Origin of the sequence: Methylobacterium aquaticum, from assembly GCF_001043915.1 — a bacterium.
Lineage (GTDB): Bacteria > Pseudomonadota > Alphaproteobacteria > Rhizobiales > Beijerinckiaceae > Methylobacterium > Methylobacterium aquaticum.
In genome coordinates this window covers 1-11304 of record NZ_LABX01000199.1, presented here as the reverse complement: position 1 = coordinate 11304, position 11304 = coordinate 1, and the positions used below count along the sequence as shown (strand labels likewise).

The 11304-nt window shown below is 71.6% G+C and carries 9 protein-coding genes; 7 read left to right on the top strand and 2 right to left on the bottom strand.

Annotation, left to right across the window (positions count from 1 at the left end; all coding sequences use genetic code 11):
* Nucleotides 1-638 (top strand): DinB/UmuC family translesion DNA polymerase (locus tag VP06_RS24040; RefSeq protein WP_048466327.1); only part of this gene is annotated, 638 nt, incomplete at its 5' end.
* A gap of 112 nt (nucleotides 639-750) precedes the next feature.
* Here VP06_RS24040 and VP06_RS24035 read toward each other — a convergent pair.
* Nucleotides 751-1602: a cell envelope integrity EipB family protein gene (locus VP06_RS24035; protein WP_048466326.1), complete on the bottom strand. Its 852-nt coding sequence runs from the start codon at nucleotides 1600-1602 to the stop codon at nucleotides 751-753.
* Nucleotides 1603-2130: 528 nt separating this feature from the next.
* Between VP06_RS24035 and VP06_RS24030 the strand changes: the two genes are divergently transcribed.
* From VP06_RS24030 to acmB, 5 genes are all read left to right on the top strand, one after another.
* On the top strand, nucleotides 2131-2649 hold the full coding sequence (locus VP06_RS24030; protein WP_048466330.1) for a GcrA family cell cycle regulator: 519 nt from the start codon (nucleotides 2131-2133) through the stop codon (nucleotides 2647-2649).
* A 375-nt stretch (nucleotides 2650-3024) separates the two neighbouring features.
* Nucleotides 3025-3639 (top strand): SGNH/GDSL hydrolase family protein, encoded by a 615-nt coding sequence (locus VP06_RS24025; protein WP_048466325.1) that lies wholly within the window; start codon nucleotides 3025-3027, stop codon nucleotides 3637-3639.
* 87 nt (nucleotides 3640-3726) lie between these two features.
* Nucleotides 3727-6072, top strand: a complete 2346-nt coding sequence (locus VP06_RS24020) for an Orn/Lys/Arg family decarboxylase (protein ID WP_048466324.1) — start codon at nucleotides 3727-3729, stop codon at nucleotides 6070-6072.
* Complete coding sequence (locus VP06_RS24015) at nucleotides 6072-6677, top strand: GNAT family N-acetyltransferase (RefSeq protein ID WP_048466323.1); 606 nt, start codon at nucleotides 6072-6074, stop codon at nucleotides 6675-6677. The genes VP06_RS24020 and VP06_RS24015 overlap by 1 nt, the downstream gene beginning before the upstream one ends.
* A gap of 195 nt (nucleotides 6678-6872) precedes the next feature.
* Complete coding sequence (gene acmB / locus VP06_RS24010) at nucleotides 6873-8087, top strand: methyl acetate hydrolase AcmB (protein WP_053082011.1); 1215 nt, start codon at nucleotides 6873-6875, stop codon at nucleotides 8085-8087.
* Here acmB and VP06_RS24005 read toward each other — a convergent pair.
* Nucleotides 8074-9324, bottom strand: coding sequence for a NupC/NupG family nucleoside CNT transporter (locus tag VP06_RS24005; RefSeq protein ID WP_048466322.1), 1251 nt, complete (start codon nucleotides 9322-9324; stop codon nucleotides 8074-8076). The two genes, acmB and VP06_RS24005, sit on opposite strands and share 14 nt — an antisense overlap.
* Nucleotides 9325-9558: 234 nt before the next feature.
* Between VP06_RS24005 and VP06_RS24000 the strand changes: the two genes are divergently transcribed.
* Nucleotides 9559-11304, top strand: a 1746-nt coding sequence (locus VP06_RS24000; protein ID WP_053082010.1) for a caspase family protein, incomplete at its 3' end; no start/stop codon positions are given.

Sequence of the window (11304 nt, the reverse complement as noted above, 5' to 3'; positions counted from 1 at the left end):
GGATCGGCGAGATCGGCCGCGTCGCGCCGGAGCGGCTGCATGCGGCGCTCGGACGCGACGCCACCCGCCTGCTCGCGCTGGCCCGCGGCGAGGACCCGCGCCCGGTACAGCCGCGGCGCGAGGCAAAGAGCATCTCCGGCGAGACCACCTTCGCGGAGGACCTGCGCGCCTTCGAGGCCCTGCGCCCGGTGCTGTGGCGGCTGTGCGAGACGGTGGCGCGGCGCCTGAAGCGGGCGGACCTCGCCGCCGGCAGCGTCACCCTGAAGCTGAAGGACCGGGATTTCCGCCTGCGCACCCGCACCCGCTCGGGGCTCGCCCCGACGCAGGTCGCCGAGCGGCTGTTTCGCCCGGCCGAGGCGCTGCTGCGGGACTCGTGCGACGGCACCGCCTACCGGCTGATCGGGATCGGAGCCGGCGATCTCTGCGCCGCCGCCCATGCCGATCGGGGCGATCTCGCCGACGTCTCGGCCGTGCGCGAGGCGAGCCGGGCCGCCGCGATCGATGCCTTGCGCGAGCGCTTCGGCGCGGCGGCGGTGCAGCGCGGGCTCGGCTTCGCGCCGAGAGGCCGGGACGAGGCCGACACGGGGCATGCGGGCCAGCAGGCCGGCAAGGCTCCGCCGGAGCGCAAGCCGCGCTGACGGCCGCGCCCTAAGCAGGCTTGCGTTGGCAGGCCAACGCTTCGCCCGCTTAGGGTCTTGTTGTGTCGGAGATTTTTATCGCCGAACCGGTGACCACTTCGGCGAAATGTGCTTAGGGGCAGTCCTTGCTCTCAGGCATCAGATCGATGCGCGACAGCTCGCCCTTCAGCGAGAACTCGCCGTAATCGAGCCGCAGCGCCCCGCTGACGCCGTTCTCGTAGAGATCGAAGGCGAGGACGTAGACCGGGGTCCGCTCCCCCTCCCCCGGCGAGAAGTAGCTCAGCGTCACCGGCCAATGCGGCATCCCCGCCATCGCGCCCTCGCGCAGCGGGGCCTCGACCGGGGCGGAGGCGGGCTTCGGCGCATCGGGCGCGCCGGGCCCAGACGGCGCGGCGAGGCGCTGCGGGCCGATCACCGCCAGGGTGTCGTAGACCTTGCGGCCGTCGTCCGAGCCGTCGAACACCTTGACGGCAACGGTGGATTGCCGGGCCTTGGCGGCCTCGATCAGCCGCCTCATGTGGGCGGCCGGAAACAGCACCTCGCCCGGCACCGCCATCTCGCCGCGCTTGGGCTGCTTGAGGCTGATGTCGAGCCCCCTGTCCCGGCGCTCGGCATGACCGTCGATCGGGGCCGACGCCTTGCCGTTGAGATCCGACTGGGTGCGGAAGCGGAAGCTGCGCCCGTCCCCGCTCTCGAAGGTGGTGTTGCGCAGATCGGAGGTGCGGGTGCCGCTCTCCGAACTCTCCAGGACCGTCACCTGCCGGTATTGCAGGGCGAAGCCCTTGCAGGAATCGCCACTGAAGTCGAACACGATCCGGCCGCGGGCGCTCTCGACCGCGCGGGTGCCGGAGCTGCCGGACAGCGACAGGTCGTAGACGGCACGATGGGGCGCGAGGTGCACGGTCTCCGCCGCCAGGGCAGGCGAGGAGAGTGTGAGCAGCACGCACGCGAGGAGTGGTCGCATGAAGTCTCCCGGAGCGGCCGTCGATGCTGGCGTCGGCCTGATGGTCGTCTCAAGATAGGCCCCGCCCCGGCCCCCGGCAACGTGCCGGGTCGCGCCCGGCCGGCCGACGCCGTGGCTCTACGGCCACGCTTGTCCAAGACAGTCGCAACAACCTGGAGTTATCGCGTCCAGGAGCGGCGTGTCACGCCGCGGAGGTGGGGCACACGGGCCGACCGAAGTCCGGCCACGACCAGCGCAAGTCATTGATAAACAAAGGTATTATTTTTCGACCCCGTGGGGCCGGCGGCGGAGCGGCGGAGCGGTTCGGCCAAGTCCGGACGGCGGTTCCGGCGCGGGGAAAAACCAACTCGGCGGGGGCCGGACTCTTGCGCGGATGTTAGGCCGTCCTGTAGGTTCCCCCCGTCGCCAGCGCTCGGGGCGGGGCGGCGATCACCAGCAGGATCGAACGAATTGAACGCGCGGTCGAACGGCGACCGCTCGCGGCTGCGTGCCGATTCCATGGGTGATGTCGGGGGAGTGGAGGCGGCGATGACGGATGCGGGTCCGAGCTGGACGAAGGAACGCGTCGAGCTTCTCAAGCGGCTGTGGAGCGACGGTCGCAGCGCCAGCCAGATCGCGGCCGAAATCGGAGGCGTCTCCCGCAACGCGGTCATCGGCAAGGTTCACCGCCTCGGACTGGCCGGGCGCGTGGCGAAGGGCAATGGAACCGCGCCGGCCGGAAGCCGTCGTCCCCGGACCGAGGCCGAGACCCTCCTTCCGGTCGTCGAGGTCCCGTCCGTGATCGCCCCGGAGCCGCCGGCTCTCGCCGTTGTTCAGGCCACGCCTCCCGTCGCGACGGTCGCCCTGCCGGAGAGCGCCCGCGTCACCATCATGGAGCTGCGGGACTTCATGTGCCGCTGGCCGATGGGCGATCCGTCGACGCCCGATTTCCGCTTCTGCGGCGACCGCGCCATCACCGGCCTGCCCTACTGCGCCCATCACAGCCGCATCGCCTACCAGCCCGCCGCCGAGCGCAAGCGCGATCGCAAGGTCATCGGGTTCCGCTGAGCCGATCTTGCCAGATCGTCGGCCGGCCTTCGGACCGACCCCCTGGGACATGAGTGAGACCCTGATGCGGCGCCTGCGCCGGCCCGCCCGCGCCTGATCGGGCGCAGGCCCGACCGACACCGTGACGGTATCGACCACATCCTAACAAATCCAGTCCGATCGGCATCCTCGTCGCGCGGGTCTTGCGGGGTGTTCACTCGGCCGCCCCCCCTGCGCCGGCCTGTCGATCCGGTCGGTGGTGCGGGTGGACGAGGCCGGCGCCCCGGATCGACCGGTCTGGCCGTGTCCGGTGGACGCCGCTCTGACGAACCGCTCCCGGTGGGCGAGACAGGAGCCGCTCGTGGTTGTGCAAGAGGGGGTGGTCCCGGCGATGGGGTGAGCACGGCCCGTCCCCCTGTCCCACCCGCGAAGGCGTCCGGCCTGCGCCGCCACCGCGCCTTGATGGCCCGCCTCGCCTCCGGTCCCGCGCCGGAGGCGGTGCTCCTCGGCGACTCGCTTGCCGCCGGCTGGCCCGAGCCGGCTCTGAGCCGCGCAACCGGCCTGCCGGCCTGCAATCTCGGCCTGCCGGGAGACCGGGTGCAGACCACGCGCTGGCGCCTCGCCGCCATGGCCGCCATCGCCGTCAGGCCACGGCTCGCCGTGGTGATGGTGGGCACCAACAGCTTCGCGGATGGCGACGCCCCCGAGGCGATCGTCGCGGGCCTCGCCGCCCTGGTGGCGCTGCTGCGGACCGCCTGGGCGCCGCCGGTGATCGTGCTCGCCACGGTGCCGTGGCGCGCGCCCCCGCCCGGCCGGTGCGAGGCCGACCGGCTCGCCCTCAACGCCGCCATCGGCGCGTGGGCCGGAAACGAGGCCCTGCCCCTCCTCGATGGCGAGGCGGCGCTTCACCCCGAGCCGGCGACTCGCCTGGAGGCCGACCGGCTCCATCTCAATGCCCGCGGCTACGCCGCCCTGAGCGCCGCCCTCGCGTCCCTCCTGCGGACCGGCTGAAACCGCCGCCGGTCCGCGATTGTCATCGGAACGTCACGAGAGCGGCCGACACGCAGGCCATTCCCCAGAGGACAGGAGCCCCGCCCGATGGATTTCCACCGCCGCTTCACCGTGCTGATGTGCACGCCGGCCTTCGACCCGGACGATCTGGAGGGCGTGCGCGTCAATCAGATCGTCGCGGCGGTCGAGGAGCGCGGCTTCGAGGTGGTGCGGGCGCGGCGGGTCGAGGACGCGGCGATCGCGGTGCAGACCGACGCGGCGGTGGGCTGCCTGGTGGTGGATTGGGGCAAGCGCGGCCTCGACGGCAAGGCGGCGGCGCTCATCGACATGATGCGCAAGCGCGGCCTCGAGATGCCGATCGTCATCATGGTCCGCCGCAAGCGCCTGGAGGACATCCCGGTCGAGCTGCTCGACTTCATCGACGGCTACATCTTCCTTGCGGAAGAAACTCCCGAGTTCATCGCCCGCGGCCTCGTCAGCCGGGTGACGCAATACGCCGAGACCCTGAAGACCCCGTTCTTCGGTGCGCTCGTCGACTATGCCGAGAAGGGCAACCAGCTCTGGACCTGCCCGGGCCACAATGGCGGCATCTTCTACAATCGCTCGCCGATCGGCCGCATCTTCGTCGAGCATCTCGGCGAGGCGATCTTTCGCGATGACCTCGACAACTCGGTCCTCGACCTCGGTGACCTCCTGACCCACGAGGGCCCGGCGCTGAAGGCGCAGAAGGAGGCGGCCCAGATCTTCGGGGCCGAAAAGACCTATTTCGTCCTCAACGGCACCTCGGCCTCGAACAAGATCGTTCTGTCCTCGCTCGTCGCCGAGGACGACCTGGTGCTGTTCGACCGCAACAACCACAAGGCGGCGCATCACGGCGCTTTGTTCCTCGGCGGCGGCATCCCGATCTTTCTGGAAACCGACCGCAACGCCTACGGGCTGATCGGCCCGATCTTCCACGAGGCGCTCGACGAGGACAAGATCCGCCAGAAGATCCGGAACAACCCCCTCGTCAAGGACAAGGAGGCGTGGCGCAAGGAGCGGCCGTTCCGCGTCGCCGTCATCGAGCAATGCACCTATGACGGCACGATCTACGACGCCCGCGAGATCGTCGCGAAGATCGGCCATCTCTGCGACTACATCCTGTTCGACGAAGCCTGGGCCGGCTTCATGAAGTTCCATCCCCTGTTCCAGGGCCGCTACGCCATGGGGCTGACCGGGCTCGACGAGACCTCGCCGGGCATCATCGCCACCCAATCGACCCACAAGCAGCTCGCGAGCTTCAGCCAGGCGTCGCAGATCCACACCAAGGACGGCCATATCCGCGGCCAGACCCGGCGGGTCGAGCACCGGCGGCTGAACGAGAGCTTCCTCGTCCACGCCTCGACCTCGCCGTTCTATCCCCTCTTCGCCTCCCTCGACGTCGGCGCCCAGATGATGAAGGGGCGCTCCGGCATGATCCTGTGGGACGACACGATCCGGCTGGGCATCGAGTGGCGCAAGAAGGTGCGGGCGATCCGCAAGGAGTTCGAGGAGAACGAGCGCGATCCCAAGCGCCGCTGGTTCTTCGATCCCTTCGTGCCCGACCTGGCGACGGGCGCGGATGGCGCGGAGGTCGCGTGGGAGAGCCTGCCCACCGACGAGCTCGCCGCCGACGCGCGGCACTGGGAGCTGAAGCCCGGGGCCGGCTGGCACGGCTTCACCCATGTGGCGCCGGGCTACGCCATCACCGACCCGAACAAGCTCACGGTGCTCACCCCCGGCTTCGACCGGCGGACCGGCGCCTACGCCGAGCACGGCGTGCCGGCCCCGATCGTCGCCCAGTACCTGCGCGAGAACCGCATCGTCGCGGAGAAGAACGACCTCAACTCGCTGCTCTTCCTGCTGACGCCCGGCGTCGAATCCTCGAAGGCCGGCACGCTGATCTCCGGCCTCGTCGCCTTCAAGCGCCTGCACGACGACAACGTGCTGCTCGAGGAGGCGATGCCCGAATTCGTCCGGCGCCGGCCGCAGCGCTATGGTGGCGTGCGCCTGCGCGACCTCTGCGCCGATTACCACGCCTTCCACCGGCAGGCCGGCACCTCGGGTCTCCAGCGCAAGCAGTTCATGCCCGAGCATCTGCCCGAGATGGTGATGCCGCCGAAGGCCGCCGCGCAGATGCTGACGCGCAACAACGTCGATTTCGTGCCGATCGCCGAGGCCGAGGGGCGCGTCGCCACCACTCTGATGCTGGTCTACCCGCCCGGCATCGGCACGGTGCTGCCGGGCGAGCGGCTCGACGAGCGGGCCAAGCCCATGCTCGACTACTTCAAGATGTTCGAGGCCGCCGCCAACCTGTTCCCGGGCTTCGAGGCCGAGATCCAGGGCGTCTACCGCCAGGTCGAGCCGGATGGGCGCATCCGGTTCTACACCTACGTGCTGCGGGAGGGGCGCTGATGGACTCGGTGGCCGTGCAGCCCGGGATCGTGATCCGTCCGTCGACGGATGCCGACGTCCCGGCGATGATCGAGATCTACGAGCACCATATCCGCCACGGCGTCGGCGATACCGGCGACTTCGAGGAGGACCGGCTGCTGCCGGACGACCTCAAGCGCCGGCGCAAGAACATGCGCTCGAAGCGCCTGCCCCATCTCGTGGCCGAGCGCGACGGGATGGTGGCGGGCTACGCCTACGCGGTGCCGTTCCGCAAGCGGCCGGCCTATCGCTACACGCTCAAGCACTCGATCTACGTCCATGCCGGTCATCTGAACGCCGGCATCGGCCGGCGCCTGCTGCCGGCCCTGATCGAAGCCTGCGCGGCGGGGGGCTACCGCCAGATGATCGGCTATATCGACGCCGAGAACGAGGCGTCCCTGCGGCTGCACGAGTCCTGCGGCTTCACCAAGGTCGGCCACCTGCCGGCCGTGGCCTACCGCTACGGCCGCTGGGCCGACAGCGTGATGGTGCAGTGCGCGCTCGGCACGGGCTCGTCGGACCAGCCCTCGACTTGGCGCCAGGAGGCGGTGGCGGAAGCCGCGCGGACGCCGTTGCCGATGGGGTGAGGGCGTGAACGGGGGATGAGCGCGTCGAGCGGCCGGAAGCGGTCGCGTCGAACCAAGCGGCATCCCCCGCCACGGCCAGCATCCTCCCCGCCGTCAGGACGCCGGCCGCGCCTCGTCGCGGTTGGCGCGCCGGCGCAAGTCCGCGTAGTCTGCCGGGCAACGACACGGAATCGGCCACGCGCCGGGAGGACCGCCATGGACGACGATCTCATCGGAGACGATGTCACGGGCGACGATCTGAAGGCCGCGGCCGACGCGATCCTGCACCGCGGGGCCGCCGGGTCCCCGGCCCTTCCCGGCGTGGTCGCGATGGCGACGACCCGGGAGCGCACGCTCTATGCCGGCGCCGCAGGGCTGCGGGGCGAGGGCGCACCGATGACCACCGACACGGTGATGGCGATCTTCTCCACCACCAAGGCGGTCACCGCCACCGCCGTCCTGCAGCTCGCCGAGGACGGCCGGCTCGATCTCGACGCCCCGGCCTCCGCCTACGTGCCGGCCCTCGCCGAGATCCAGGTGCTCGACGGCTTCGCCGAGGACGACACGCCGCGCCTGCGGCCGCCGGCGCGCCCGGTCACGACCCGGATGCTGCTGCTGCACACCGCCGGCTTCGGCTACGACATCTTCAACGAATCCTATGCTCGGCTCCTGCGCGCGCGCAAGCAGCCGACCGTCACGAGCGGCACCCGCGCCTCGCTGATGACCCCGCTGCTGTTCGATCCCGGTGACTCGTGGGAATATGGCAGCAACATCGACTGGGCCGGATTGGTGGTCGAGGCCGTGGCGGGGCAGCGCCTCGGAGCGGTGATGCGGGAGCGGATCTTCGCGCCGCTCGGCATGGACTCGACCGGCTTCACGCTGACCGACGCCCAGCGCACCCGCCTCGCCCGGATGCACCAGCGCGCGGAGGACGGCACGCTGACGGAGATCGCCGGCTTCACGCTGCCGCAGGAGCCGGAGGTCGAGATGGGCGGCCACGGCCTCTACTCGACCGCCGAGGACTACCTGCGCTTCATCCGGATGTGGCTCGCCGACGGCGCCGGCCCGCACGGGCCGGTGCTGCGCCCGGAAACCGTCGCGATGGCGGCAACGAACGGCCTCGGGCCGACGCTCAAGATCCGCGCCCTGCCGGGGGTGAAGCGCCATCTCTCGCACGACGCCGAGTTCTTCCCCGGGATGCCGAAATCCTGGTCCTTGAGCTTCATGATCAACGACGAGCCGGCGCCGACCGGACGCTCGGCCGGGTCGCTCGCCTGGGCCGGGCTCGCCAACCTGTATTTCTGGATCGACCGGACCGCCGGGATCGGCGGGTTCTGGGGCACGCAACTCTTTCCCTTCGCCGATCCGGCCGCGATCGCGAATTTCTCGGAGTTCGAGACGGCGGTGTACCGCAGCCTCACGGCCCGATGAACACCCCGGCGATCGCGGCGCTGGTCAGGTTCGAGAGCGTGCCGGCGAGGATCGCCCGCAACCCGTAGGACGCGACCTCGGCCCGCCGCTCGGGGACCAGGCTGCCGAAGCTCGCGAGCTGGATCGCGATCGACGACAGGTTGGCGAAGCCGCACAGGGCAAAGCACAGGATCGCGGTGCTGCGCGGGCCGAGTTCGCCGCTCTTCAGGACCGGCGAGAGGTTGGCATAGGCCAGGAACTCGTTGAAGGCGAGCTTCTGGCCGATGGCGCCGCCGACCAGGGTCGCCTGGTCCCACGGCACGCCGAGGAGCCAGGCGAGCGGCGCCAGGACGAAGCCCAGCGCCCCTTCGATCGAGGCGCCCGGCATGCCGACGAGGCCGCCCGCATAGGCCACGACGCCGTTGACGAGGGCGATCAGCCCCACGAAGGCGATCAGCATCGCGCCGACCGCGACCGCGACGGCGAGGCCCTTCTGGGTGCCGTCGGCGGCGGCCTCGATCACGTTGACGGCCCGGGTCTCGCCGAAGGTGACCCGCATGGTCTTGACCCGGCTCGGCTCGGTCGAGGGCACCAGGATCTTGGCGTAGAGGAGCCCGCCGGGGATCGCCATGAACGAGGCGGCGAGCAGGTAGGGCATCGGCACGCCGAGCCCGGCATAGCCGGCGAGGATCGAGCCCGCGGTCGAGGCCGCCCCGCTCGTCATCACGGCGAACAATTCGGCACCGGTCAGGAGCGCCAGGAACGGCCGCAGCGCCACGGCGATCTCGCTCTGGCCGATGAAGATGGTGATGACCGCCGCGAAGGTCTCGATCCGCGAGGTGCCGAGCACCCGCTGCAACGCCGCGCCGAGCGCCCGGGCCAGCGCCTGCATCACCCCGAAGTGGTACAGCACCGCGATCAGCGCCGAGACGTAGATGATCTGCGGCAATACGCGCAAAGCCAGCACGAAGCCGCCGCCGCCGAACAACTCGAACATCTTCGGCTCGACGAGGCCGCCGAACAGGAACGCCACGCCCTTGTCGCCATAGGACAGGACCGCCTGCACCGCGTCGGCCACGGCACCGAGCGCAGCCTGGCCGGCCGGCCAGAACAGCACCAGGGCGCCGATCCCGATCTGCACGGCGAGCGCCGACAGCACCACCCGCGGCCGGATCGCCCGGCGGTTCGTCGAGAACAATCCCGCGATCGCGAGCAGGAGCGCGATGCTGGCGGCAGCATGGATCAGGCGGTCCGGCATTCCCATCGTCCCTCTCGGCAAGCCCTAAGCAGACTTGCGTTGGCAGGCCAACGCTTCGTCCGCTTAGTCTCTTGTTTCGCCGCAGATTTTTGCCGCCGAACCGGTGACCACTTCGGCGAAATCGGCTTAGCAAGCCTGATGCCGCACCGTTCAGTGCCGGTTCAAGCGTGGCATCCCGTGATGGGGCCGCCATCGTGCCGCCTCGAAGGGCGGCGATGCACGGACAACCAGGGGATGCGCGCGGCTCCCGCGCGCCCGTTCGTCACCCGGGAGGGCACCGCCATGCCGCCGCTCCGACACCTGCTGCTCGCCCTGGCGGCCCTCGTCGCCTCCGCCCTTCCCGCGGCGGCGGCCGAGCGGCGGATCGCCCTGGTGATCGGCAACGGCGCCTATGCGGCCGGCCCCCTCCCGACCGCCGCCAACGATGCCGGCCTCGTCGCCCAGACCTTGCAGGCGGCGGGGTTCGACGTGGAGGGCGCCCGCGACCTCGACGAGGAGACGCTGCGGCGCACCCTGCGGGACTTCACCGACAAGGCCGCAGCGGCGGGACCGGACGCGGTGGCGTTCCTGTACCTCTCGGGCTACGGCCTGCAATTCGAGAACGAGACCTATGTCGCGCCGGTCGACGCACGGATCGAGACCGCCTCCGACGTGCCCCTCCGGGCCGTGCGGATCTCGGATGACGTCAAGCGCCTCGCCGCCTTGCCGCTCAAGGCCCGCTTCGTGGTGCTGGACGCCGGCCGGACGGCACCGTTCCGGCTGACGGGCGATCCTCTGGCCGGCGGCCTGCCTCTCGTCGAGGCGGAGCCCGGCAGCCTGATCGCCTATAATGCCGCCCCCGGCACCGTCGGCCCGGCCGAGTCCGGGCCTTACGGCGCCTATGCCCTCGCCCTCGTCGAGATGATCCGGGAGGGCGGGCTCGCGCCGGCCGCCCTGTTCGAGCGGGTGCGCCTGCGGGTGGCGGAGGCGACGCGCGGGGCCGAGGTGCCGTGGAGCGCCTCGCGCATCGACGCGCCGTTCGTGTTCCTGGACCGGCGGGCCGGCGCGCCCGCCCTGGCCGGCTTCGCGCCGCCGCAGGCGCCGCTCGGCGAGATCGGTGCGCGGGACGCCTACGCTGCCAGCCTCGGCCGCGACACCCTGGCGGGCTACGAGGACTTCGTCGCCGCCTATCCGCGCGATCCGCTCGCCCGGCGGGTGCGGGCGATCATCGCGGCCCGCCGCGAGGCCCTGACCTGGCGCCGCAGCGCGCTCACCGACACGCCGGAGGGCTACTGGTCCTATCTCGGCCGCTATCCCGGCGGGCCGCATGCCTGGGACGCCCGCCGGCGCCTCTCGGCGCTCGCCGCCGCCGTAGCGCCGCCGCCGGGTTACCGCGTGCTCGCCTACGACGTGCCGCCGCCAGCGCCCGAGGAGGTGGTCTATGTCGAGCGGCCGGCGCTCGTCCTCAACGATCCGGTCTACGCCCTGCCGCCGCCGCCCGTCGCCTTCCTGCCGCCCCGGCCGACCGTGCTGGTGGACCTCGCCCCACCCCCGCCGCCGGCCGATCCCTACGTCCTGCCGGTACCGGCGTTCGTTCCCATGCCGGCCTCCATGGTGGCGCCCCCGGCGGTGGAGCCGCCACAGCCGGGGGCCTCGCGCCTCGCGCCGGTGGCCGGCGCGATCGTCGGGGCGGCGCTCGGCGCCGCGGCGGCCCAGGTCGCCCTGCCGCCCGCCATCGCCCAGAAGGCGGCGTTGCGGCGAGACCCGCCGGCTGCGCCGGGCCAGATTCCGCGCGCGCCTGGATCGTCGGGCAGAATGCGGCCCGGCGCGAGCGCCCTGCGGCCGGGCCTGCCCGGGCAGATCCCGCTTCAACCCCCGGCCGGGCCGCGCTCCGATCCGGCGCGGGCCCTGCCCGGTGCGGGCGGCACGCCGCTCCCGGCCGTCGCCGGCCGGCCGATCACCCCCGCGGGCGCGCCATCCATCGGCCGGCCGGCGACGGCC

Bases quoted from the DNA above. Each gene is read 5' to 3' on its own strand.
- VP06_RS24005 (WP_048466322.1), bottom strand. From the start codon at position 9,324: ATGCCGGACCGCCTGATCCATGCTGCCGCCAGCATCGCGCTCCTGCTC.
- VP06_RS24030 (WP_048466330.1), top strand. From the start codon at position 2,131: ATGACGGATGCGGGTCCGAGCTGGACGAAGGAACGCGTCGAGCTTCTC.
- VP06_RS24020 (WP_048466324.1), top strand. From the start codon at position 3,727: ATGGATTTCCACCGCCGCTTCACCGTGCTGATGTGCACGCCGGCCTTC.
- VP06_RS24015 (WP_048466323.1), top strand. From the start codon at position 6,072: ATGGACTCGGTGGCCGTGCAGCCCGGGATCGTGATCCGTCCGTCGACG.
- VP06_RS24035 (WP_048466326.1), bottom strand. From the start codon at position 1,602: ATGCGACCACTCCTCGCGTGCGTGCTGCTCACACTCTCCTCGCCTGCC.
- acmB (WP_053082011.1), top strand. From the start codon at position 6,873: ATGGACGACGATCTCATCGGAGACGATGTCACGGGCGACGATCTGAAG.